General features: G+C 57.8%; 25 protein-coding genes. 6 read left to right on the forward strand and 19 right to left on the reverse strand.

Annotated features, from left to right (window positions below):
- Position 1: 1 nt before the first annotated feature.
- From Q7U76_14225 to Q7U76_14260, 8 genes are all read right to left on the reverse strand, one after another.
- Positions 2 to 229: a DUF503 domain-containing protein gene (locus tag Q7U76_14225; protein ID MDO8357540.1), complete on the reverse strand. Its 228-nt coding sequence runs from the start codon at positions 227 to 229 to the stop codon at positions 2 to 4.
- Between the two features lie 16 nt (positions 230 to 245).
- A complete protein-coding gene (gene infB / locus Q7U76_14230) occupies positions 246 to 2,783 on the reverse strand; it encodes a translation initiation factor IF-2 (protein ID MDO8357541.1) in 2,538 nt (845 codons plus the stop codon).
- A 23-nt stretch (positions 2,784 to 2,806) separates the two neighbouring features.
- The gene (gene nusA, locus Q7U76_14235) at positions 2,807 to 3,970 is read right to left on the reverse strand and encodes a transcription termination factor NusA (protein MDO8357542.1); all 1,164 of its coding nucleotides are present in this window, start codon (positions 3,968 to 3,970) and stop codon (positions 2,807 to 2,809) included.
- Positions 3,971 to 4,054: 84 nt separating this feature from the next.
- A complete protein-coding gene (rimP, locus tag Q7U76_14240; protein MDO8357543.1) occupies positions 4,055 to 4,567 on the reverse strand; it encodes a ribosome maturation factor RimP in 513 nt (170 codons plus the stop codon).
- An 83-nt stretch (positions 4,568 to 4,650) separates the two neighbouring features.
- A complete protein-coding gene (dat, locus tag Q7U76_14245) occupies positions 4,651 to 5,490 on the reverse strand; it encodes a D-amino-acid transaminase (GenBank protein ID MDO8357544.1) in 840 nt (279 codons plus the stop codon).
- A gap of 2 nt (positions 5,491 to 5,492) precedes the next feature.
- The gene (locus Q7U76_14250; GenBank protein ID MDO8357545.1) at positions 5,493 to 5,849 is read right to left on the reverse strand and encodes a protease inhibitor I42 family protein; all 357 of its coding nucleotides are present in this window, start codon (positions 5,847 to 5,849) and stop codon (positions 5,493 to 5,495) included.
- 50 nt (positions 5,850 to 5,899) lie between these two features.
- Entirely contained in the window at positions 5,900 to 6,220 is a 321-nt protein-coding gene (locus Q7U76_14255) for a Rieske 2Fe-2S domain-containing protein (GenBank protein ID MDO8357546.1), read from the reverse strand.
- Positions 6,221 to 6,267: 47 nt separating this feature from the next.
- Positions 6,268 to 6,762 carry a DUF192 domain-containing protein gene (locus Q7U76_14260; GenBank protein ID MDO8357547.1) on the reverse strand — a complete coding sequence of 165 codons (495 nt, stop codon included), beginning with the start codon at positions 6,760 to 6,762 and terminating at the stop codon, positions 6,268 to 6,270.
- A 211-nt stretch (positions 6,763 to 6,973) separates the two neighbouring features.
- On the opposite strand from Q7U76_14260, the gene Q7U76_14265 reads away from it, so the two are divergent.
- Positions 6,974 to 7,321 (forward strand): 4Fe-4S dicluster domain-containing protein, encoded by a 348-nt coding sequence (locus tag Q7U76_14265; GenBank protein ID MDO8357548.1) that lies wholly within the window; start codon positions 6,974 to 6,976, stop codon positions 7,319 to 7,321.
- 207 nt (positions 7,322 to 7,528) lie between these two features.
- Positions 7,529 to 7,861: a hypothetical protein gene (locus Q7U76_14270; GenBank protein MDO8357549.1), complete on the forward strand. Its 333-nt coding sequence runs from the start codon at positions 7,529 to 7,531 to the stop codon at positions 7,859 to 7,861.
- 98 nt (positions 7,862 to 7,959) lie between these two features.
- On the opposite strand, the gene Q7U76_14275 is transcribed toward Q7U76_14270, so the two are convergent.
- From Q7U76_14275 to Q7U76_14285, 3 genes are all read right to left on the reverse strand, one after another.
- Positions 7,960 to 8,439, reverse strand: a complete 480-nt coding sequence (locus Q7U76_14275) for a hypothetical protein (protein ID MDO8357550.1) — start codon at positions 8,437 to 8,439, stop codon at positions 7,960 to 7,962.
- A 264-nt stretch (positions 8,440 to 8,703) separates the two neighbouring features.
- Positions 8,704 to 10,275 carry a fused MFS/spermidine synthase gene (locus Q7U76_14280; protein ID MDO8357551.1) on the reverse strand — a complete coding sequence of 524 codons (1,572 nt, stop codon included), beginning with the start codon at positions 10,273 to 10,275 and terminating at the stop codon, positions 8,704 to 8,706.
- 61 nt (positions 10,276 to 10,336) lie between these two features.
- Positions 10,337 to 10,747, reverse strand: coding sequence for a CBS domain-containing protein (locus Q7U76_14285; GenBank protein ID MDO8357552.1), 411 nt, complete (start codon positions 10,745 to 10,747; stop codon positions 10,337 to 10,339).
- Positions 10,748 to 10,920: 173 nt separating this feature from the next.
- Here Q7U76_14285 and Q7U76_14290 point away from each other — a divergent pair, with 173 nt between their 5' ends.
- Positions 10,921 to 12,246: a UDP-glucose/GDP-mannose dehydrogenase family protein gene (locus Q7U76_14290; protein MDO8357553.1), complete on the forward strand. Its 1,326-nt coding sequence runs from the start codon at positions 10,921 to 10,923 to the stop codon at positions 12,244 to 12,246.
- 8 nt (positions 12,247 to 12,254) lie between these two features.
- Here Q7U76_14290 and Q7U76_14295 read toward each other — a convergent pair whose 3' ends face one another.
- The 4 genes from Q7U76_14295 to Q7U76_14310 are packed head-to-tail and all read right to left on the reverse strand — an operon-like array spanning position 12,255 to position 15,952.
- Complete coding sequence (locus Q7U76_14295) at positions 12,255 to 12,965, reverse strand: HEAT repeat domain-containing protein (GenBank protein ID MDO8357554.1); 711 nt, start codon at positions 12,963 to 12,965, stop codon at positions 12,255 to 12,257.
- A gap of 29 nt (positions 12,966 to 12,994) precedes the next feature.
- A complete protein-coding gene (locus tag Q7U76_14300; GenBank protein MDO8357555.1) occupies positions 12,995 to 13,759 on the reverse strand; it encodes a HEAT repeat domain-containing protein in 765 nt (254 codons plus the stop codon).
- Entirely contained in the window at positions 13,752 to 14,852 is a 1,101-nt protein-coding gene (locus tag Q7U76_14305) for a HEAT repeat domain-containing protein (GenBank protein ID MDO8357556.1), read from the reverse strand. Before Q7U76_14305 ends, Q7U76_14300 begins: the two co-directional genes overlap by 8 nt.
- Positions 14,853 to 14,869: 17 nt before the next feature.
- A complete protein-coding gene (locus Q7U76_14310) occupies positions 14,870 to 15,952 on the reverse strand; it encodes a HEAT repeat domain-containing protein (GenBank protein MDO8357557.1) in 1,083 nt (360 codons plus the stop codon).
- Positions 15,953 to 16,149: 197 nt separating this feature from the next.
- Between Q7U76_14310 and Q7U76_14315 the strand changes: the two genes are divergently transcribed.
- Positions 16,150 to 17,478, forward strand: a complete 1,329-nt coding sequence (locus tag Q7U76_14315) for a hypothetical protein (GenBank protein MDO8357558.1) — start codon at positions 16,150 to 16,152, stop codon at positions 17,476 to 17,478.
- 99 nt (positions 17,479 to 17,577) lie between these two features.
- Here Q7U76_14315 and Q7U76_14320 read toward each other — a convergent pair whose 3' ends face one another.
- From Q7U76_14320 to Q7U76_14330, 3 genes are read right to left on the reverse strand one after another with little or no spacing between them, the layout of a single operon-like run.
- A complete protein-coding gene (locus Q7U76_14320) occupies positions 17,578 to 18,942 on the reverse strand; it encodes a HEAT repeat domain-containing protein (protein ID MDO8357559.1) in 1,365 nt (454 codons plus the stop codon).
- Positions 18,943 to 18,955: 13 nt separating this feature from the next.
- On the reverse strand, positions 18,956 to 19,393 hold the full coding sequence (locus Q7U76_14325; protein ID MDO8357560.1) for a hypothetical protein: 438 nt from the start codon (positions 19,391 to 19,393) through the stop codon (positions 18,956 to 18,958).
- A gap of 6 nt (positions 19,394 to 19,399) precedes the next feature.
- Positions 19,400 to 20,419, reverse strand: coding sequence for an alkaline phosphatase family protein (locus Q7U76_14330; GenBank protein ID MDO8357561.1), 1,020 nt, complete (start codon positions 20,417 to 20,419; stop codon positions 19,400 to 19,402).
- Positions 20,420 to 20,640: 221 nt separating this feature from the next.
- Here Q7U76_14330 and Q7U76_14335 point away from each other — a divergent pair, with 221 nt between their 5' ends.
- Together Q7U76_14335 and Q7U76_14340 are read left to right on the forward strand one after the other, a co-directional pair.
- Positions 20,641 to 21,909, forward strand: coding sequence for a hypothetical protein (locus tag Q7U76_14335; GenBank protein ID MDO8357562.1), 1,269 nt, complete (start codon positions 20,641 to 20,643; stop codon positions 21,907 to 21,909).
- A 45-nt stretch (positions 21,910 to 21,954) separates the two neighbouring features.
- Positions 21,955 to 22,491, forward strand: coding sequence for an LPP20 family lipoprotein (locus tag Q7U76_14340; protein ID MDO8357563.1), 537 nt, complete (start codon positions 21,955 to 21,957; stop codon positions 22,489 to 22,491).
- A 172-nt stretch (positions 22,492 to 22,663) separates the two neighbouring features.
- Here the strand turns inward: Q7U76_14340 and Q7U76_14345 are convergent.
- Positions 22,664 to 22,957 (reverse strand): ABC transporter permease (locus Q7U76_14345; protein ID MDO8357564.1); only part of this gene is annotated, 294 nt, incomplete at its 5' end.

The raw sequence follows: 22,957 nt of genomic DNA on the forward strand, positions 1-22,957 counted from the left end.
TTCAGCGCTTGGTCACACACTTGGTTGACGTATCGCCCTTCTTGGCCACGCAGGCCAGCCCCAATACGGCCTTCTGCCACAAATCCTGCCCATCAACCTCAGCGACGGAGAGATTGAACTTCTCACGCAATCGGTCCTTGAGACTCAACAGCACCTGCCGCTTATCCTTCAACGACTGACTCCCAGGGATAAACAGCTCGACCGTACAGAGTCCGACAATGATACCCACGGGGCAAACTCACACCTTAGAGCTTTGCGGCGATCTTATCGATCGCGTAGGCTTCGATGATGTCCCCAGCCTTGATGTCGTTGAAATTCTCGACGCTGATTCCGCATTCGTAGCCCTGCTGCACTTCACGGACATCGTCCTTAAAGCGGCGCAACGACCCGAGCTTCCCTTCGTAGGCCACGACATTGTCGCGAAGCACCCGAACTCCGACCGCCGCACGGGTAATCGTGCCATCCACCACATAGGCCCCGGCAATGACTCCGGACTTGGACACCGTGAAGACCTGCCGTACCTCGGCCCGTCCCAAGATCCGCTCCTTGAGCGTCGGTTCGAGCAGCCCTTCCATCGCGGCCTTAATCTCGGTCATCGCATCGTAAATAATCGTGTACTGGCGGATATCGACGCCTTGCTGCTCGGCTAGGGCCAACGCCTTCGGCTCCGGCCTGACATTGAATCCGATCACGATGGCATTCGACGCGGCAGCCAGCAACACGTCGGATTCCGTAATCCCGCCCACGCCGCTGTGAATGACGCGCAACTTGACCGCGGCGGTTGCCAGTTTTTCGACGCTGGCCGTCAGCGCTTCCGCCGACCCCTGAACGTCGGACTTAATCACCAATGCCAGCTCCTTCACGGAGCCTTCTTTAATCTTGGCAAACAAGTCGTCGAGGGTGACCTTCGCTGACCCGGACAAATCTGTCGTTCGCTGCTTATGCGCTCGATCTTCCGCAATCTCGCGCGCGACCCGTTCATCCTTCACAACCTGAAAAACATCGCCCGCCGAAGGCACACCAGGGAGCCCGGCCACTTCGACAGGGATGGAAGGACCGGCTGCTTGTACCTTGGCTCCCGTGTGCGCAATCAGTGCCCGAACTTTTCCGCTAAATACCCCAACGACGAACACATCACCGACGCGAAGCGTCCCGCTCTGGACCAGCACGGTCGCCACGGGTCCACGCCCTCGTTCCAGCTTGGCTTCCACCACAACACCCTTGGCCATCCGATGCGGATCAGCCTTGAGCTCCAGCACTTCAGATTGCAGAAGAATCATCTCCAGCAACGTATCCAAGCCGGTCTTTTCTTTGGCTGAAACCTCGACCATGATCGTATCCCCGCCCCAGGACTCGGAGATCAACCCATGTTCTGACAGGGCGTTCTTCACACGGTCTGCATTGGCGCCAGGCTTATCGATTTTATTAATGGCCACAATGATTGGAACGGACGCGGCCCTGGCATGATTGATCGCTTCGATCGTTTGCGGCATCACGCCATCGTCCGCCGCCACGACCAGGATGACAATATCGGTAATCTTGGCACCGCGACCGCGCATCGCCGTGAAGGCTTCGTGGCCCGGCGTATCCAGGAAGGTCACCTGTTTCCCGCGAACCGCCACGGTGTACGCGCCGATATGCTGCGTAATCCCACCGGCCTCACCTTCCGCCACTTTTGTTTGCCGGATCGCATCGAGCAGCGACGTTTTGCCGTGGTCGACATGGCCCATGATCGTCACGACCGGTGGCCGCGACTCGAGCTGAGCGTCTTCCTCCGTCTGTACGACGGACTCCAACAATTCCTCTCCGACCTTCTCCGTCGAGAGATCGAGCTTGATCCCGTTCTCTTCAGCAATGATCACAGCCGCATCCACGTTCATCGTCTGATTGAACGTGAGCATCTGCCCCATATCCATCAGCTTACGCATAATGTCGGCGGGGCGCTGCCCGATCAGTTCGGCGAATTCCTTCACCGTCATACCAGCCGTAAACTTGAAACCCTTCCGCCGCGGCTTGGTCACTTCCCCTGGCGCGCTATGATGCACATGCTTACTACGGTCGTCACGGCGCTGGTGCAACGGAATGGCACGAAGATCCTGCCAGCGAGCCGCATCCTCACGCAGTCGAAGCTCTTCTTCTTCCCGAGTACGGCCGGGCTTACGAGCCTTCTTCGCCTTCTCTTTCAAGCCCTCGGCTTGTAACTCTTCGAGGGAGAGGGGCTTCTTTTTTCCAGCAGTCAGGTCAGGGCTAGGTGCTGCAGCAGGCTTGACCGCAATAACTGGAGGCAGAGCAATCTGAACTCCCGCAGCAGGCGTCAGATCCGGCATCGGCGTCAACTCAGGATGCGGAGCGATTGGTGTCTCAATGATGGGATGGGCCAACGTAGGAGTGACGACAGGAGCATCGACGGTCGTTCCGCCACTGCCAATCGCTTCAACTGCGGGCTGGGAAGCCACGATTTCAGCGGGCGGCTCGTCATCCCGCTTGCGCTTAATCAGAATCCGGCGCTTATCGGACTTAGAGGCATCCTCCGCCACCGGAGCGGCCTGGGCCGACCCGGCCTTTACCCCCGCGACAACCTTACCCCGACCAGCATCGGCTTCTTTGCCTGTTGCTTTTGTGGCAGTTTTGGCTTTTGAACCGAGCTTTTCCAACGCTTTCTGCACCACGTCGTCCTCCAACGCACTACTGTGCGAAGCGACGGCGACACCCATCCGCTTCAATTCAGGAATGAGTTCACGGTTTTCCATCCCGAGCTGCTTAGCCAATTCGTAAACGCGCATGAGGATTTGACACCTGTTCTTCTTTACCCGGCATCCGACTCCGACTCTGCCCGAGCTTGTAATTCCTGTTCCCGGGCTTCTTGTTGCTGATGCAGCGCCTCGGTTTCCTCTGCCAATGCCGCCTTGATATCGTTATCCCGCTCGGCTTTTTCTTTTTCGTACTCCGTCGCGCTGATAATATCGATCTTCCAGCCGGTCAGGCGGGCTGCCAATCGCACGTTCTGGCCATTCTTTCCGATCGCTAACGACAGCTGAGAATCCGCCACGACGACCAACGCCGACTTCTTCTCCTCATCGAGGCCGACCTTCTCAATACTTGCCGGATTCAACGCCTCGGCGATGAACACACGCGGATCGGAGGTCCAGGTAATGATGTCGATTTTTTCTCCGCGCAGCTCGCGGACGACGGCTTGAACCCGCGACCCCTTGATTCCCACACAGGCTCCAACCGGATCGACGGCTTTCTCGCGAGACGTCACGGCAATCTTCGTCCGATCGCCAGGTTCCCGCACAATCGACTTGATCTCGACGATCTTCTCAAGGACTTCAGGCACTTCCAATTCGAACAGCTTCGACACGAACTGGGGGTGACTGCGCGTCAAGATGACCTGGACATCTTTTGGCGTCCGGCGCACTTCCAGGAGCATCGCCTTCACCCGATCGCCACGGCGATAGGTTTCCCGCGGAATCTGCTCCTGAATCGGCAACACCGCCTCCGTCTTGCCCAAATCCACCAGGTAGTTCCGGCGCTCCATCCCGAGAATGATGCCGTTGACCAGATCTCCCTGCCGCGTCGAATATTCCTTTTGAACCGCTTCCCATTCGGCCTCACGGACCTTCTGGAAAATCACTTGCTTGGCAGTTTGCGCCGCAATCCGTCCCAAGTCGCTCATCTCGATGACCGACCCGATCTCGTCACCGACCTCTGCCTCGCTATCGAACTGGCGAGCTTCCTGTAGGGAGACCTCTGTTTTGGGATTGGCGACCACATCAACAATGGTCTTCTTCGACACGACGGAGATTTCACCGGTCTTGGAGTCGATCTCAACCTGAATGTTCTCAGCCTGCCCGAAACGTTTTTTAGCAGCCATTTGAAGGGCCGACTCAATCGCCCCGATCACTCGGCTCTTCTCGATGCCCTTTGACCGACCAAGTTCGTCGATGACCGAAATCAATTCTCGATTCATAGCTCACTCTCCGGCAGCTGCCCCTGCAGCCACCCTCCTAAAGGCAGCGATATGCATATACCGCGGTAATCGACTCCCGCACCCCTAAAACGTGACGACGCGTCGCGCTTCAGCAATCGAGTCGAACTCAAGAATGACTGTCCGCTCAGGGCGCGCATCGCTCACCACGACCGTAATGCCCTGCTCACTCACTTCCGTCAACAGTCCGACCACACGCCACTGTCCGTCGATCGGCTGCTTGAGCTTGACGCTCACCTCTTTGCCCACTGCCCGGCGATAATCCTGAACCCGCCTGAAGGCCCGATCCAGACCCGGCGAGGAGACTTCCAGCGTATAAGTATGGGGAAACGGATCAGCCACATCCAAGGCCGGACTGATCTCGAGATGTGCACGCCCGCAATCTTCTACCGTGACGCCGCCCACCTTATCGATGTACACGCGAACGACTGACCGCGTACCTTGCCCGACACAGACGACGTCGACTAATTCTAGCCCCAAGGCCCACAGGATGGGCGACACCACTTCGCTGATGCGATCGACGACTGGTCGGGATTCCTTCACCGACACCCCTCGCCCTGCTTCTTTGGAGTCAATCATTTCTAGAGATTAAACAAAAAAGTGGGCCTGAGCCCACTTCCAGTGCCGAGACCATAACATGCCCCCTATACCAAAGCAAGAGCCTAGCCGACCAGCCTCGTAAAGCCTGCGGCAAGTCGTTGCGTGATTGAACCAGGCCGTCCATCCCCAATGGCTTTTCCATCCACGCGGACAACGGCCAGGACCTCGACTGTGGTTCCAGTGAGAAACACTTCGTCGGCACTATAGAGCTCTGCTTGCGAGATACCGCGCTCGTGAATCGGTAGACCCTCATTTCTGGCCAGCTCCAACACGACGGCCCGCGTGACCCCGGACAAAATGCGCGGTCCTTCCGGAGCCGTCATCACCGTTCCTCCACGAACCACCATCACGTTGCTGACCGCCCCCTCAGTCACCAAGCCCTCTTTGACCAAAATGGCTTCAAACACGTGAGCCTGCTTGGCCTGCTGACGTGCGAGTACATTCGCTAATAAATTCAGACTCTTGATATCGCAACGCCCCCATCGAATGTCCTCGATCGTCATGGCCTCCACACCGGCGGCCGGCACCGACTTGTCGAGAGGGTGGAATTCGCGAACTGTCATCACAACCGTGGGCGCCACTTGCGCCGGATAGACATGATCGCGGGGAGCGGCGCCCCTGCTCAGCTGAATGTAGATTTTGGCTTCAGGATAGGCAGCCCGCCTCACCCCTTCCAAGACATAGTGGGTCCATTCGATGCGGGAATAGGGCTGCGTCAGATCAAGCGCCGCAGCACTACGCTCGAGTCGGGCCCAATGAGCCTCGAGTGCGAATGGACGCCCCTTGTAGGTGCGGATCACTTCGTAGACGCCGTCGCCGAACTGAAAGCCTCGATCGTCGATCGAGATCTTTGCCTCGGCCAACGGCACAAACGATCCATTGACGAACGCGACATCCGGCACGGCTACGCACTCCTCCGAGTCGAAGAGTCGGGAGCCGTCACCTCGAAAACCCGCCGGTCTTCAGCCGTAAACTTCCACCCCATGCGTTTTTCAAACAACACCCGATGGGTTCCCGGCCTCATCACCTTAAACTCGAAGGTCCGCTGCCCATTATCGACCGCATTGTTTCCGGCGATGCGCTGGTAGTCGTCAGCCAACAGGGTCAGCCCCGTCGAATCATAGGTCGGAACCCAGAGCTCCCCGCGCGTCCTATCCTCCCAGAGACGAATCTGGAGGGGACGCTCAAGAGTCGTCTCAATTACCTTTACCCCATCTGAGACTTTGAGGCCATCATGATCGGAACCGGAAGTCATACTCATCGTCACGTACGCGGCAACCCGCGCCTTATCATTCGCCTAATCATAACGTATTATGTTTTCCGCCGGGGCCCGACACAAATCTCCGTGCCTTCTATCCGCACGTCATAACTTCCCACACAATATCCGCCGCCATCCGTCCCTTGTCCGTTTCGAACGTCGAATGCCAGATCGTGCCAGGGACAGGCCACGACAAAGCCTTTGACCCGCCCTTCACACAAGGGGCCGCCCTCATGGGGGCACAAATTGTGGATCGCAAAATAGGCCCCATCAATATTAAAGAGCGCAATCTCGCGCTTGTTCACCGTCACGACTTTTGCCTGTCCTGGCGGGAGCTCTTCAACCTGGGCAACGGACTGAAACCCTTCTAGCATGCCACACCGACTCCTCTCTTCATGCTTTGCACCCATCCGCACGCGCATTACATCCGAAGTGTATATTTCAACTCCTGCCCCACGGTAATTCCTTCGCGCTTGATGAAGCCTGCCTCTGCTTGAATCGCGTAGCGGACCACTTCAGGAGAGGAACTAAATTTGGGGCAGTCATCTTCCAGACAAGGAGCGACATCTTCCTTGAGCCCCACGACGTGATGACTCTCATCGACCCACATGATATCCACTGAAAACCGATAGGCCTTTGTCCAAATATGGTTCTGTCCGGTCGACTCGAAGATATAAAGCATTCCGCTATTCGCCGGCAACGTCTCTCGGAAAGCAAGACCGAAGAGCAGCTTCTCCGGTGTGTCCGCAACTTCCGTCTCAAGCACATGACCGTTCGGAAACGATACGATAATGATCGTCTCGTCTTTCCGATCGATGAGAAAGAACGACGCGCTCATCAAGAAAATTGCCATGAGAACGAGCGTGATGATGCGCTTCTTTTTCTGCTCGCGATCGCTTATTGGTATGGTGGCCATTGGTATTTCATTTCGCGACTCATCGTGAGTCAGTGGGCCCAAAGGCCCATTCACATAGGGAGGCTAGGCCTTCTGAGCAAGTGCCGTTCTGTTGACTTGGAAAAGAGCGACAGACTAGAATGGCATTCACGTCGCGGCACGCACTATGTCGTGGCGGGGCGGACTTGTCAACCGTGTGTGTCTCTATTGTAGTGAGAAGGAGGCGAGGGTCATGGCGCTGCTGATTACTGATGAATGTATCTCCTGTGGGGCCTGCTTGCCCGAATGTCCGAACGAGGCGATTTTTGAAACTCGCAGCGACGCGGAAGCGAAGGGCAATCATGTCGGCGACGGCCAGGGAGTCGGCGATAGTATTTATATCATTACGCACGACCGCTGCACCGAGTGCGTCGGACACTTCGACGAGCCCCAGTGCGCCGCTGTCTGCCCGGTCGATAATTGCTGTATCGCCGATCCGCTCTATCCGGAAACGACGGAAGTCCTTCTTGATAAAGCCAAGGCGCTTAATCCTGATAAGGCCATTGATCCTGCCAAGATCTGGAGTGGCGTGCGCAACTAGTTCTCATTCCTGAGTCAACAAGAAGGCCCTGCTTTTCCATGAGAAGCAGGGCCTTCTTGTTTCTACAGTCACCGCCACAACGACCCTCATGTAGATTCCTACTCCCTGTCAGGCGTAGGATTATTCGTAACGTATTGGATGACCATCCGGCTGGTCTTTCTCGATAGAGCCACCAGCAATTGTTCGCCCTTCCCTTGGAGGTGCCCCATGCGATATCAGTGGATCGTCATGAGTACGCTCTGCGGAATCCTCACCTTGCCAACATTGGCGCAGTCCAGTACCGCTGACCTGGGAACTATCATCGAAACGTTTGTGGTTCGACAGTTCCCCGATGCCGCCAGCCACTATTGGGTGATCAATGGAACACAATGGGATGGGGATGAAATGGTTGTGGACATGCACACCATCGTCAGCGAGAGGCATGAAGCGGAACCGACCTTACGCCATTTCCTGCTGCTAATCGTGGCAGGAGAGCTCAGAGGGGCTCAGAATATCCCGCTCCAGCCAGGAACTGACTGCCGAGCCGAAGAAGATGTGTAATCGCCGCTATTCGATCCATCGTCCTTGCATAAAAAAACCACCGCCCTCTTCGCGGTATCGCAAAGAGGGCAGTGGTCAAACACTTCTACCAAGAACGACTACTTGATCATCAAAATCTTGCCGCCGACATGAGCCGGGTGCAAGTGACAACGATAGATCAGCGTGTTCCCCTGCGTGGCATAGAACATATCGCTGGTCGGAATTCCAATGTACTTGGTTTCGCCCGGCTTCAATACCACTTCCGCCTTCATCACAAACGGCGAACCGGCATTTACGGCATCGGTCATCTGAAATCCATGATCGGCCGTGCCATTGTTCGTCACCTTAAGCAGCACTGGACGACCAGGACGAACCTTGAAATCGATAATCGTGACGGGTGGATACCAGGTCTTTAAGTTGCCGATCTCAACAGCATATAGCTGAGCATCGACATCCAGCTCCTTGAAGGACTGCCCTACGACCGAGCCAGTCTCCAAATCCCCGATTTCGACTCCGCCTGCCTGGAGCGCAAATGCTGAAGATGCCCCAGCCATGACCATCACGAGGCCGAAGAAGACCCCTAACATCGTCTTGCCCATGACCTACCTCCTTAAGAAAGAAGAAGAGATGTGATTAGGTTGGTAAATAACTACCGCCACGACCTGGTAGCCTACACCATGCTGACTACTACTTCTCTGCGTGTGACACTTAATTATGTTCTACCAGCTTGCCCGCTCATCAAGAGGCAACCTTATAGCACAGCGGCGAAAACGGAAGCAAGAAGGATAATCTGCCATTTTTCAAATGGCTGCCATCCATAGTAGCCGCGTATAATCCAGATAAGTCGCAATGACTTCAATGGCTTAGTGCGTTGTCACTGCCTCGGGCTGTACCTCTTGGACCGTGGATCCGATCAAAAGATCATAGGGCGCATAGTTGTCGGTTAACACAACACCTACCTCCCAGGGTTCCGTGCGATGGGTACTCAGCAGAGCAATCGCTTCGAACGGGAGGCGCTGGTGTTCGACCAATGCATTGACCTTGTCTGCAGTGACAGCAAGCTGGTGCCGCGCGAGCGGAGTGCCAGCAAAGAAAATCAAATTCTCCGATTTCGTCTGAGCGGACTTCCAGGGCCCCTTGACCGCAAAAGACTCGACGTGAGGGAACGACCCTCGCATCGTCTGCACGACTGCATTGGCCCGCAAGAGATCGCCCCCCTCGCCTGATGAGGCCAAATTCACTGCGAGAACACCATTCGGCGACAGATGGGCCCGCAACTCCGCAAAGAACTCCACCGTGGTCAGGTGAAACGGAATCATATGTCTGGCGAACGCATCAACCCAGATGAAGTCGTAGGTCCGCTCCGTGGAATTGAGAAAGACCCTGGCGTCACGGGCATGTATGTGATGCTGGGGGGGCGGCTGATAGGAAAAATACTCTTCGGCCATGCGAACGACCACCGGATCGAACTCGACCACATCCAACTCGAGTTCAGGCCAGCGATTGGCGACCCACTTCGCCAGCGATCCGCCTCCATGGCCAAGGATCAGCCCTCGCTTCGGCTCTGGCACCAAGGCCAACGACGCAACCATCAATTGGCTATAGGGAAGAAATAGCGCAATCGGGTCCGCCTTCCACATGACCGCATGGAAGGTCCGGTCCAGGACGAGATAGCGAAAGAGATCGTCATCGCGGATTCGTACTTGCTGGTAGGGGCTGTCTTCCTGATAGACCGGCGCCTTCAGCTTCTGGATTGGAGACAAGGCACCGGCTCCCAGGCCTCCGATACATAGGATGATGAGGCCGATCACGACCGGCCGTGCTGCCGTCCCACGGACCAACCACCAGAGACCTAGCCCCACCTGAATGGCCCCGAGCCACGCCACAAGTGCCTGACTGCCGATCCAGGAGAGAAAGAAAAAGGCCGTTCCCCAGGTTCCGGCCAAACTCCCCATGGTCGAAAGTGCGATCATCCGACCGGTATGCCGTCCGAAATACTCGAGGTCTAATACGGCCAATCGCAACATAGCCGGCAAGACGCCGCTCAGACCAAAGGCTGGCGGGCCGAGGAGCAGGGCCGCGGCGACACAGGGGCCCCACCGGGGATCCTCAATCGCCTTCGCCACCGCAAAGAGCACCGGCTGGCCAAGCCAGGCGATCAGAAAGGTCCAGGCTCCAGAAAACAACAGCAGCCCTGCCAAGACCTGCGCGCCGGGGTACCGGTCGGAAACCCAGCCGCCAAAGGCATACCCGCCACTCATGGCGGCAAGAATAACTCCAATCAATGCACCCCAGACGAAGAGGGAGTTTCCGAACACGGGAGCTAAGAGTCGGCTTCCCAAGATCTCGAGCGCCATGACCACGGCTCCGGTCACCAGCGCCGTCACCAGAAGAAACCACCGAGGCGTATGAACCGACCGATTAACAGGGCTCATGCAGAAACATCGCAGGGGAAAAGGGAACGATCCAGCGCGATATAGAGATTGCTTAACTCGATCATAGGCCGCCCCAATTCTTGAAGTACCGTAAGAGGTCGCGAACGGAGAGGATCCCGACAATCTGTCCATCGTCAGACACGGCTAGGTGCCGAATCCCATGTTCCGCCATTTTCTCGCTCGCCTCGTGCGCCGAACTTGCACTCTCGATCGATAACAGCGGGCTGCTCATAACGGCACGAACCAACGTCTCTTCTGCCGAACGGGATTCGGCCAACCCCTTGCGAACCAAGTCCGATTCGCTCACGAGACCACTGTAGTGACCGCCCTCGCGTACCAGTAATGCGCCAACCTTTGCATCGCGCATCAGCTTGGCCGCCTCCAACAAGGTCGCGTCCGGACCGATCGTGCAGAGGGTCCGGCACATCATCACGGCGAGTGGCCGCTGAATCGGTCTGCTTTGAATCGCCATACGTGAGATCCGTTCAATGAAGGGAGCAAATAGTACTCAGCCCTCCTGCAGCTGTCAACGAGCGTACAAGCTGCTTACCCTGCGAACAAGACTATCCATAACTTCGTTGCTCACCCTCGATACCATTGCTATACTCCGCCCAGTTCGTTCTTGGCAATGGAGAAGAGGGACGTATGCATATCAGTGTCATTGGAACCGGTTATGTCGGGCTGGTCACAGGAGCCTGTTTTTCTGAATTCGGCGTGAGCGTGACCTGCATGGATACCGACGCCACGAGGATCGCCAGGCTTGAGAAAGGCGATGTGCCCTTCTACGAACCGGGGATCACCGAGCTCGTTGCCAAAGGCATTCGGGAGGGCCGAATCAACTTTACGACCGACGTGGCCAAAGCCGTCGACAAGGCTCTCGTGATTTTTATTGCGGTCGGAACCCCGCCACGAGCAGACGGATCCGCCGATCTCTCGTACGTCGAAGAAGTCGGCCGGGGCATCGCCCGAACCATGACCGGCTACAAGGTAATCGTCACCAAGTCGACCGTCCCGGTGGGAACAGGGGAAAAGTTGCGCGAGGTGATCACCGCCAATCAATCGGGTAAATTCCGTTTCGACATCGTCTCCAACCCGGAATTTCTGCGCGAAGGGTCTGCCATTGAAGATTTCATGCGGCCGAACCGGGTCGTCATCGGCGCAGACAGCGAGCAGGCGATTGCGATCATGAAAGACCTCTATCGTCCGCTCTACCTCATCGAAACTCCATTCGTCGTAACAGATATCCCGACGGCCGAAATGATCAAATATGCCTCCAACGCCTTCCTGGCCACCAAGATTTCGTTCATCAACGAAATCGCGACAATCTGCGAGAAAATGGGCGCCGACGTACAGATGGTGGCGAAAGGCATGGGGCTCGACAACCGGATTGGATCGAAGTTTCTCCATGCGGGTCCGGGGTTCGGGGGATCTTGTTTCCCTAAAGATTTGGCGGCACTGGTCCAGACGGGAGAGCGAGCCGGCTATCCCATGCAAATCGCAGGAGCCGCCGCTCTTGTCAATGAACAGCAGCGTGGCAGGATGATCGACAAGATCACGAAGGAAGTTGGCGGAATCAAGGGAAAGACGTTCGCGATGTTGGGCCTGTCCTTCAAGCCCAACACCAACGACTTACGGGATGCGCCGGCCCTGGCCATTGCGCAGGAACTGATGAAACAGGGCGCGACCGTTCGCGCCTACGATCCTGCCGGGCTGGAAGAAGCCTGTCAGATTGTTTCCGGCCTCGTTCCCTGTAAAGATGCCTACGACACGGCACAGGGGGCGGATGCCCTGATCCTCATGACCGAATGGAACCAGTTCCGAACGCTCGACTTCGACAGACTGAAAACCCTCTTACGCCAGCCCATCTTCTTCGACCTGCGGAATGTCTATGAGCCGGACCGGGTCGCGGGATTTGGCTTCCGCCACATCTCTGTCGGAAGACCAACGAAGACGCCCTCTCAGTCCACGTAACCGAAGCGTTACGTGAGCCGCGGAGCTTCAGCTTCCTTGGCTTCCTCTTTGACCTTGGGCTTGTAACCCATCCGGTCCAAGACCTTCATCACCCGTGTTTTCAAACGGTCGTCGGCCTCGGCAAGCGCCGTGGCCAACGGCTCGACGGCAGGCTTTCCGATCTTGCGAATGATTTCCGTCACGGATTGCCGGACCTCATCCTCCTCAGAAACCAGCAAAGGCACGAGGGATGACACAGCCGGTCCGCCGATCTTGATCAAGGAATCGTAGGCACGCTGCCGGACATCGCCCACTTCATCCGCCAACGCCTCAACCAACGGCCGTACCGCGCGAACTTCCTTGAGCTCGCCCAGCACTTCCGCTGCATACTTTCGATTGAGCCAATGACTATCTTTCAGATCCAACAACATCGCATCGGCGCGCGCCGCATTGGGATCCTTCGCACGAATCCGGAAGCTCTTGGCGACCCGCTTCCCGCCTTCTTCGACGACGCGAATCGTGGCGCCGTCTCCCACCTTGAGCTTCTTGAGCTCTTCAATCGCCTCGTCATCCACGTCCAGCACGACCGTCTTGCCATCGTAGGCCAACAGTTCGACTTCGAGCTGCTTCGCCTCGAGGTTCACCGCGACGACCCGTTCCGTGACGAGATTGAATCCGTCTTTCTTCGCACCGCCCTTGGGACCGATCTGAATAAGCTTTGGAGGAGCTTCATCCGCCATGATGTGTATCCTTTACGTCGAAATAAAGATTACGGCTTCGCTTTCCATCCGAGACTTGCCAATACCCCTTCTACCGTCTCCTGCACCATCGTATTCTCATCTTCGAGCAGCGGAAGCAAGGGGTCGATCGCCTGCTTCGCCCCGAGCCGCGCAAGCGACTCCGCCGCATTCCGTCTCACAAGCCAGTCTTCATCCTTGAGCGATTCGATCAACGGACCGGCTCCGCGGGCATCGCCGATCTTACCCAGCGCTTCGGCCGCATGACGCCGCACCATCCAATTGTTGCCCAGCAGCCCCTCGATCAAGGCATCGACGGCCCGCGCATCGCCGATCTTCTTCAGCACACGCGCCACATCCTCACGCACCGTGTTGTCCGTGAGCGCCTCGATCAATCCGGGCACAGCCCGCGCATCGCCGATACGCTCAAGAGCCCACACGGCAGCGGTTCGCACCGCGCCATCTTTATCCTTCAGCGCGTTCACCAGGGGATCGATACCCCTGGGATCCTTCAGCTTCCCTAATCCCGCGGCAGCCTGTTCACGAATCGCCCATTCATCGTCCGTCAATGCTTCGATTAATGGATCAACGACCGATGGGCCGATTCGCACAATGGCGCTGGTCGCCGCTTCCCGAATCAGGACATCTTCGTCTGCCATGAGCCCGATCAACGGCCCCACAGCATCCTCACCCACCTGACTCAAACTGGCAATCGCATGATTACGGAGCGCTTCATTGTCGTCCCGAAGGGCCCCGATCAGCTGCTCGATCCGTTCTGCCTGCATCTCGTCACTCATCGTCGTCCTGCCCTCCCTGACTCTCGACAGGCGTCCCGTCGAGCGCTTCCAGTTTATCGGCGATCAAGCCGGAATTGTATGCGACGAGACCGTCCCGGTCTGTCCTCAACCGATCGAACAGTTCCTTGTACGGCCGCAACACCTCCACATCCTTTACTTTGGCCAAGGCTTCCATGGCAAAGACCCGGAGAGGTCGAATGGGAATGGCCTCGATATAGAGTTGGGCCGGCCTGGCATCGCCGATCAAGCCCAAGGATTTCATGGCCAGCTCTTTGACGCCCGTATCTTTATCGATCCGCAACCGCTCCATCAGCGGCTCGACGGCCCGCACATCGCCGATCTTGCCCAGCAAGTCGGCGGCGGCTTCACGGATGACCCAATCGTCATCCTCCAGGTACTCGATCAAGATCTCCACACTAGGGCGCCCGATCGCCAGGAGATTGATCACGGTGCTCATGCGAGCCTCTTCCCGCTCGCTCAATTCCTCAATCTCGCGAAGCGCGTCGAAGACCTCGTTGATGCGCTCACGAATGGCCGTCAACTTCTTGAGCGTCCGCACCGCGATGTCGCGAATAGCCGGCTGGCCCATGGCTGTAATAAAGGCATCCGATGAACGGGGATCGAGCAAATGCTCCAGCATCTTCGCAGCCATGATCTGCGCTTCCGGATCCGGATGGGTCAGCATCTCGCTGAGCGGGGCGATCGCATTCGGGATCATCCCCAGTAAGTGCGAGGCCGCCACGCGAATCCCATCATCCTTCGACTCATAGAGCAGCGAGGTCAACGCCGACGCAGTCGTCACGTCCAACACCCCCGCCATATGTTCCAACGCTGAGGCGCCGGCCTTGCGGACGGCCTCATCCTCATCCCGGAGCAAACCGACCAAGGGCACGCCGCACAAAGGATCGTTCACACGCGCCAGCATGGCCGCCGCTTCAGCTTTCAGCGCAGGCGAACCGGTCTCCAGTACCTGAACCAAGGCCTGCACCGCACGGGGTCCGCCCGACAAACAGGCCGCGGTTGCGCGCATCCGACGCCAGTCCTCTTCATGGATGAGCTCGGAGACCAGCGTTTCAATCGTTTCTTTAGACATAGTGGTTCAACGGCCTGCTACACACGTCCTGCGCGCCAGCCGACTTTGGCTAACGTATCTTTGACATGGTATCGAACATTATCATCCGACTCACGGGCCAGTACCGCCAGCAACGGCGCGATCACGGCGGAGCCGAATCGAGTCAGCGCATCCGCGGCTTCCGCTCGGGTCACCGTATACCGAAGCGCCTTCATCAGAGACGGGATTGCCGCCTCGTCCCGGATCGCACCCAAAGCCCGAACGACCTCTCCTAACGTGAGTCGCTCTTCATCCCACTGATCGCCGCAGCCCTCGACGGGCCGCGAGATCTCCGGTTGGTCGACTCGTTCAAGCACTGCGATCAGCACCGGCACGGCACTGCGATCGCCGATCCGACCCAATGCCTCAACCGCTAACGGGCGCATGCCGGGTGTGTGCATCGCCGTCACGAGAAACTCCACGGCGCGCGCATCACCGATCTGACCCAACGCACGAACTGCGTCCTCGCGAACCGCCCTGTCATGATCGTTGAACAACACCGACAACAGAGGGGCCACCGCCTCCGGAGACCTGGTCTTCCCCAAAGCTTCTACCGCATGCAACCGCACCAGCCAGTCTGTATGGGTCAGCGCGGCCAGTAACGATGCGAGCGCCGCCTCGCCGATCGCCGCAAGGGCAGTCGACGTCTCCTCGCGAACGGCTTTCACCTTATCTTGTAACAGCGGCACCAACGGCGAGACCGCTCCCGAATCTTTAATCCGACCCAATGCCTTGGCCGCATGCATCCGCACAATCCAGTCGGGGCTCTTGAGCGCCTTAACGAGCGGTGCCAGCACCCGCACATCGGCAATGGTGGCCAGCACCGACGAGGCCAACTCCTGAACCGTGAGCACCGGATCGGAGAGGCAGGCGCCGAGCGTCGTGACCGCCGGTTCTCCAATAGCTAAGAGAGCGCCGATCGCCGCATCGCGCACCGCGCGATCGCCATCACGAAGGACGGAGACCAGCGGCGCGACCGCCCTCGGATCCCGAAACGTGCCAAGCATCGTGGCGGCTTCTTCGCGAATCGCCCAATCCTCGTCCTTCAGCGCCGCGATCTGTTCGGCTACCGCATCCGCCATGCAGAATCTCCTGGTCCGGGATCGATGAGCGTAACATAGCCATTTTCACAGGGTCAACGCACAGAGACCGGCGCTAACGCCCGTTCAGGACAGGCGGCGACGAGAATTGACAGCGCATCGACCGACGCCTACGATATCGTGCCCATGCACAATATCTCTTCCTACATGCGTATCCTTGTTTTGAAATGGAGGCCCTTATGACGACTTGGAGACCACAGCTCAGGACATGTGCCATCCTGACAATTCTGCTCATCATCTTCGTGACGGGTCTCGGCACCTCAGCAGAGGCCTACGAAGTCTGGCTGACCGACCAGTCGGATACCGCGAAAGAAAGCGGGGGGTTCATTTACATCTATGACGGAGCCGCTCTGGCGGCAAACCCCACGACAACCAAACCGACAACCACCATCGATGTCGGAGGCGACATCAATACGTTCTGCGAGGAAGCCACGAAGAAAGCCGTCCGCCGGCCGCACATGCTGTTTTTCACCGAGGATCAGGCCCATGTCATTATTTCGTTTCTCAGCGGGCAGGTCTTGATCATGGACGCGGCCACCAAAAAACCTGAAGCCTGCCTGTCGATGGGAAAGAACGTGCATGCCGCCTGGCCGACGCCGGATCAGAAGATGGCGATCGCGGCCAACATCGCCGAAAAGAAGTTTATCCGGATTTGGACCGATTACGCCGCGCACACCTTCTCGTTCGACCCTGAGAAAGACGTGCTGAATCTCGCCGCGTTCGAAGGCGGTGAGCGGCCGGACGCCTCCCCGATTTGCCCCATCACGGAAGCGTCGAGCAAGTATGCATTCGTCACGCTCCGTGGCGGAGGTCTGCTGGTGATCGACGTCACGGTGACACCGATGAAAGTCTTGGCCACGCTGGACAACAATCAGATCCATCCAGCCGGCTGCGGGGGCGTGCAAATCGATGACACGATGTACATCAATTCAGGCGGCGGCTGGCCCATCGCTCCGCTCTCCTATGATGTCTATGCCCTCGACCTGTCGAATCTCCCGAAGTCGGTGTCGGCTAAACGGATCTCGCAGCGGGACGACCAATTTGCAGACTCACATGGGATGGCCGCGGTAGGCCGTTATCTCTGGAGCGCAGACCGGGCGGGTAACAACGTGGAGATTATCGATACCTTGAGCCATCTCAGCGTCGGCTCGGTGGATCTGACGACCGATGCCAACAAGGATCCGGCTCCGGATCTCATGGACGTCTCCCCGGACGGCCAATACGTGTTCGTCGGCCTCCGTGGACCGGCTCCCCTTACGGGCAATGACAAGACGGTGAACAATGCAAAAGGAACGATTCCCGGTGTCGGAGTGATCCACGTCGACGCGGACGGGAAGGTCGGACACTATAAAGGACAGGCCGCCATCACGAATATGAAGGATGGAAAAGAAACCGCCGATACGCACGGCATCGGGATCCGGACAACGGGTGAGTCACGAACGATTATGCAAATCCCTCTGGGCCCTATCATCCAGGGTGGGGCACTGCCGAAGAAGAAACGAAAATAATCTGAACGATTGTTCCTGGCCCGTGAGCCACGTCGCCGGATGGGTCACACTGTCCGGTGACGAGCTCACAGTACCGACCGCTCAACATCAGACGGCGCGCTAACCCCTCTGCGCAAAATCTCCCGAAGGACCAAATCGACCGGTGTCGCCAAGGGGCATGTCCACCCGGGCATTATCGACCACGCTCGAATTGACGGTGATGTCTTCCGGCGCCGGCATCCAGCCCAACTTTTCCAATGTTTCAAGCGCCAGAAGACGTAATGCGTCTTTTGCCGTGAGTCGAACCGACGCATAAGAAAGCACCCGCTCCCCTTCAGCGATGACTTCGGAGGCTTTCGGATCGTAGAGAAAGGCGATCAACGGCTCGATCGCCGTATCGCCGATCGTGGCCAAGGCCGCACTGGCCTTTTCGCGCAAGACGCCGTCCTTCAACAGCATGATCAAGTCGGGAATCACGCGCGGATCGCGGAACTGGCCGAGCGCCGTCGCCGCGGCTTCCTTGATAAAGGCGTCTTCGCTGACGATACAGCCTGGCGTCGGGGTCCCATCCTGCCGAATACCCTTCCCCTTCAACGCATCCAACACCGGAGGCAAGGCGCGTGGATCACCGATCATGCCGAGCGACGCAATGGCATGCCGTTTCACCACGCCATCCTTCATCGCCTCGATCAAGGCATCGATCGCTCGCGGATCGCCGATCTGGCCCAGGGCAATCGTCGCATCTTCTCGCACAGCCCGATCCGGATCTTTCAGCGTGGCAATCAGGGCATCGACGACTTTGGCGTCCCGTACCCAGGTTCGACCGATTTGATAGTCGGTCGTCATCCCGCCCAGCGCGCGGGCCGCATGGCATCGGACCACGAAATCTTTATCCTTAAGACATTCCAAGAGAGGATCGACGGAGGGCTGGCCGATAAAAATGAGAGCGGTCCCGGCTGTTTCTCGCACCGTTTTCGAAGGATCGCGGAAGAGCTTGGTCAGGGTCGGAATCGCTTTCGGATCGCCGATTTTGCCCAGCGCCTCTGCAGCCGCACTCTTCACGGCGCCATCGCGATCTCGGCAGACAAGCATGAGGGCCTCGACCGCTTTCCGGTCCTTGATGTCGCCACTCGCTTTTGCGGCATGCTCACGGACACGCCACCGCTCGTCCTTCAACGCGGCAATCAGGCGATCGACGACAGCCGCACCCATCGAGGCGACGGCGGCCACGACATCGTTCCGCACATCCATAATGGAATCGTTAAACAAACCGATGAGCGCTTCTACGGCTTTGGCGCCGCCGATCTTTGCCACGGCTCGGCCCGCATGGGCCCGCACCGCCCAATACTCGTCTCCGCAGGCGCCGACCAGCGCATCCAATGTGGTCGGATCGGCAAGCTCGGCGAGTGCCTTGGACGCCTCCTCACGGGTCGCGTCATCGACATCCTCGAGTGCTTCTAACAAATCATCAAGCGCCTGGGCCATGGGTGCGGCTCCTCTACTGATAGTAGTTATCGCGCTGGCCGCCATGCGGATAGGTTCGGCTGCAACGGATGATTAAGGTTTGGGTCCCTCGTCCCTCCACACATTGGTCGAGCGACTGGGCAACCTCTAACTTTCCCTCTAAGTTCACGGTGAACGGAAAATCAAACGTGAAGCTAATGAACTTATATTTGCCCGGCTTCAATTTGAGCGTACGAGGCTCGGTCGTCCTGTAGGCATCCATGGATTCGGGGTCCGAGGCCTGGATAGGGGGCGTCACGCCAGGCACGTACCACCAGGTCTGAGGATTGATGGTCGTCGCATCGATGGTGATGGTATGTTCCTGGGTATAGGCGGCCGGCGGACCGGCTATGGCTGGTGAGGACATCGCTGCCACGACCAGCAACCCTCCAACGAGAGAACAAATCCTATTGTGTTTCACATGCTTCATCATGATGACCTATTCCAAGGATACCCGTGGGGCCGCAACAAAAGCCGCCTGAAAGATTTCTTCCACGGCATGACTCTCCCATTCGGTGTGAGTCTCTAATCCTAACGTCCGCATCACGGTCGCACCGGTATCTAAAATCGAGACCGGCTGGTGAATCGCATGACCCTGTTTAATCCCCACCCCCGAGGCAATCCACGGCACCATCGGAACAGCGGCGTCAGCTTGTTCTTGGCCCGCATCTCGGCCTTCGGCACTGAGCGAGGTCACGAACAGCGTGGTCCGCTTGGTCAGTCCATGCTCTTGATAGATATCCAACACGGAGTGGATACCCTTATCCACCAGACGAAGGGCGTCGCGGTACTCCTTCGAAGCCCAGCCTTTTGACGCGCCCACTCGACCGGCCTCAGGAAGGTGGACAACCAGGAAATGCGGGAGCGCAGGGATGGCATGTCCATACCCATGACCGCTGGTCGCTTTCTTGAAATATTGACGGATGTAGGACACGATGCGATCCGTGCTGCACTCAGACTTCAGCGGCCCGCACATCTGATAGTCCGTGTAGGGCTCGGGGCGCGCCAGCTGATAGAGCGATTCGTCCATGAGGAAAATCGCGCTGTCGCGCCCCCCACTCAAATCGAGATAGTCGAACATACTCGGAGCGCGCGGGTACCCACGGCTAAATTCGAACGTATTCCAGGTAATCCCATGTTTTTCGACCGGCATCCCCGTAATCAACGAGGCCATCGTGGGCAACCGCAATGCAGGCTTCACCGCCGTGGCAGACCAGGTGACAGAGCCATCCTTGATCAACCGGCTGAGAGTCGGCATCGTGCCGCCCTTCAGCGAGTCCTGACCGAACCCTTCGAGGACGAACAGAATCACATGCTCGGTCTGAACCGGTACCGTAGGAGCCGTCGCCGGGGCAGCCTCGACCGCGGCCCCGCTTTGGAAGAGCAAACAGAGAGAGAACCACGATGTGATCAGTATTCGAGTCGACCATCCGCGATGGAGGCTGAGTGCTAGTTTCACAGATCAGTCCTTTCTATTCCAAGGGAACTTCTAAGCTATCATGGCGTTTTCTGCCAAGGCAAGGGAGGCTAGGGTCCCACAGGCAGGGTTCATAAGGGTTCATGCAGCGAAGGAACGACTTCTGGCAGAAAAGTCGATGTCGGTGTTATGCTGACTTTCCACCTCGTGGCTGTCAACGAATCGGCGCCTGGCGCGTCAGTTCTATCCAGAAGGTGAGGGCGATGCCGGACATCTTTCTTACGTCACAGCCCCCCACCCGCGTGACGCTCTCTCACCTTACACCATCGAGTTTCAGCCTCATCGTCCTATTGACCATCCTGTCTCTCTGGCCATCAGTCACTCTGGCAGAGGTCCGAATCGTGACCGCCCAGGGTGAACATCGGATGGGGGACCGGGACACCAGAGAAGACGCCATCCGCCTGGCCACTGAAGCGGCCAAACGGGTGGCCCTGGAGCAAGTCGCCGTCTACCTCGAAAGCGTCACGGTTGTGGACGGTTTGGATGTCACGAAAGACGAGATCCGAACCTATACCGCCGGTCTCGTGCTTATTCTGGAGCAAAATACCAACACGGTGCTCGACGGTGACACCATTGTGGTCAAAACGGATCTGGTCGCCCAGATCGATACGGAAGAAGTCAGCAATGCCATTGCAGCCTTGCGGGAGAACGAGGATGCCCGGCATCAGCTCGTCGCGCTGCAGCAGGAAAATGAGCAACTACAGCAGGAGCTCGATGCGGCGAACCAGGCATTGTCGAATGCCTCGACCGCAGAGCAGACACAGCAGGCCTCTCAGCAACGCCAAGAGATCTTGAATCGGGTGCAATCCAACGCCATGGTCTCGCAAGCCTGGACGGATTGGGTGCTCGTCTCGCCGGCTGTCTATCCCTCTCCCTGGGTGGGGCTGGCCCAAACCCAAGCACTCCTGAACGTCGCACGGGGCCTCTATCCCACCAGCCCCCATGTTCTCGCGGCACAACAAGTATTTGCCACGAAACAGCCGCCGGTACCGCCACAGCCACCGGCCCCCCCTGCACCGGGCATGAGACCGCCAACCATGCCGAGTTATCAGATCGTGCCGGGGCCTGGGTCTCAGACGACCCCGCGAACACTCAATGAAATTTCTCACAGCACACCGACGGGGCCGCCGCAAATCGGCAATCAACCCCAGTCTGGTCAGCCATCGCATCAGCCAGGCTCACGAACGCTGACGGACATCCACCAGATCAATCCCTTCCTGCCGCCATCGAACAGCGCACCACAGAACTCCAGATCGGCACGCGCCCTCCAACAGTTTTTGCAGCACCAACCCCAAGCAGGCCAGCCACCCATGATGAATCGCCTGCCTCCAACCATCAACCAGATCCATCCGCCGACTCCGCACCAGGTCCCACGGACCCCCTATCAGATTGCGCCGCGCCCACAGGGAGGCGGAGGTCACGGCGGAGGGGGCGGACGAGGAGGCGGGGGCGGCAGAGGGAAAGGAAAGTAACTCGTGCAGAGCAGAATAACCTTCGTCCCCCTCTATTGCAGCTTGGTGGCCATCACATGCTTCGGGCAATCGGGTATGACATCGGCTGAGTCAGGCAACGGGTCGCCACAGGTCAACCACCATGCCGAGCAGTCATTCCAACAACTGCACCAGGCCGAGCGAGGCAGTCAGACAAACCAACAAGCGGGCAGCAGGGGCAGCGTCTCAGAACGCGATGGCCATTACTCCGAAGAACAGTACCTCATCGGAAAAGGCCAGGGAGACCTCAGTAAAGGCAAGATGGTCTGCCAACGGGTGTCGGAACTGTCGGCGCGGACCGATCTTGCGAAACAAATTCGTGTGATGGTCAAGGAGCACATGGTCGACCGGGTGCGCGACCGGACCGGCCGGGAAACCGAACAGGACATCGAACTCACCAGGGAAGAAATCGTCCAGGAATATCTCCAAGGCGTCAAGATCGTGGACCGCCAGACCGACGAAGAGGGTAAAACCTGCAGCGCGACCGCCATCATGCCCAAGAGCCAGGTTCAGCCAAAGCCAGCCCCGGATCGCCTCGACCCCGCCCCTGCGATCATTCGATAAACAATCTTTTCTCCAAATTGGCTGCCAAAACTACTCGAAGTGGCCACCGCAGGATGCTCAAAAAGGCCATCCAGCAAGGCCGCAGCGAGCGAAGAGGCGAGACGTACGCTTTGGTACGTTGAGCCTCTGAGGGAAGCGAGAACGCCGCTGGTGGATTTTTTCAGCATCCTGATTAGAGCAAGACCGAGGTCAGAAAATAATCCCAGACGAGGATGAGCACCGACGATAAGACGACGGCCTCCGTCGTGGCACTCCCCAATCCCTCGGCACTCTGTCTCGTGTAGAACCCTTTATAGCAACAGATCCAACTGATGATCAGTCCGAAGCTGATCGACTTGAGAATGCCGCCGTAGATATCTTTCCATTCCACCGCCGATTCGATCGAGTTCCAATAGGCCCCTTCGCTCACTCCCAACAAATCCACTCCGATGAGGGAGCCGCCATAGATACCGACCACATCGAATAT

Source organism: Nitrospirota bacterium (assembly GCA_030645475.1).
In the GTDB taxonomy this organism is placed as follows: Bacteria; Nitrospirota; Nitrospiria; order Nitrospirales; family Nitrospiraceae; genus Palsa-1315.

Coding starts and splice junctions, on each gene's coding strand:
- Q7U76_14290 (MDO8357553.1), top strand. CDS start 10,921: ATGCATATCAGTGTCATTGGAACCGGTTATGTCGGGCTGGTCACAGGA.
- Q7U76_14335 (MDO8357562.1), top strand. CDS start 20,641: ATGCCGGACATCTTTCTTACGTCACAGCCCCCCACCCGCGTGACGCTC.
- Q7U76_14305 (MDO8357556.1), bottom strand. CDS start 14,852: ATGTCTAAAGAAACGATTGAAACGCTGGTCTCCGAGCTCATCCATGAA.
- nusA (MDO8357542.1), bottom strand. CDS start 3,970: ATGAATCGAGAATTGATTTCGGTCATCGACGAACTTGGTCGGTCAAAG.
- Q7U76_14300 (MDO8357555.1), bottom strand. CDS start 13,759: ATGAGTGACGAGATGCAGGCAGAACGGATCGAGCAGCTGATCGGGGCC.
- Q7U76_14295 (MDO8357554.1), bottom strand. CDS start 12,965: ATGGCGGATGAAGCTCCTCCAAAGCTTATTCAGATCGGTCCCAAGGGC.
- Q7U76_14285 (MDO8357552.1), bottom strand. CDS start 10,747: ATGGCGATTCAAAGCAGACCGATTCAGCGGCCACTCGCCGTGATGATG.
- Q7U76_14280 (MDO8357551.1), bottom strand. CDS start 10,275: ATGAGCCCTGTTAATCGGTCGGTTCATACGCCTCGGTGGTTTCTTCTG.
- Q7U76_14320 (MDO8357559.1), bottom strand. CDS start 18,942: ATGGCCCAGGCGCTTGATGATTTGTTAGAAGCACTCGAGGATGTCGAT.
- Q7U76_14255 (MDO8357546.1), bottom strand. CDS start 6,220: ATGCTAGAAGGGTTTCAGTCCGTTGCCCAGGTTGAAGAGCTCCCGCCA.
- infB (MDO8357541.1), bottom strand. CDS start 2,783: ATGCGCGTTTACGAATTGGCTAAGCAGCTCGGGATGGAAAACCGTGAA.
- Q7U76_14260 (MDO8357547.1), bottom strand. CDS start 6,762: ATGGCCACCATACCAATAAGCGATCGCGAGCAGAAAAAGAAGCGCATC.
- Q7U76_14275 (MDO8357550.1), bottom strand. CDS start 8,439: ATGGGCAAGACGATGTTAGGGGTCTTCTTCGGCCTCGTGATGGTCATG.
- Q7U76_14265 (MDO8357548.1), top strand. CDS start 6,974: ATGGCGCTGCTGATTACTGATGAATGTATCTCCTGTGGGGCCTGCTTG.
- Q7U76_14315 (MDO8357558.1), top strand. CDS start 16,150: ATGACGACTTGGAGACCACAGCTCAGGACATGTGCCATCCTGACAATT.
- Q7U76_14310 (MDO8357557.1), bottom strand. CDS start 15,952: ATGGCGGATGCGGTAGCCGAACAGATCGCGGCGCTGAAGGACGAGGAT.
- Q7U76_14270 (MDO8357549.1), top strand. CDS start 7,529: ATGCGATATCAGTGGATCGTCATGAGTACGCTCTGCGGAATCCTCACC.
- rimP (MDO8357543.1), bottom strand. CDS start 4,567: ATGATTGACTCCAAAGAAGCAGGGCGAGGGGTGTCGGTGAAGGAATCC.
- Q7U76_14325 (MDO8357560.1), bottom strand. CDS start 19,393: ATGATGAAGCATGTGAAACACAATAGGATTTGTTCTCTCGTTGGAGGG.
- Q7U76_14250 (MDO8357545.1), bottom strand. CDS start 5,849: ATGAGTATGACTTCCGGTTCCGATCATGATGGCCTCAAAGTCTCAGAT.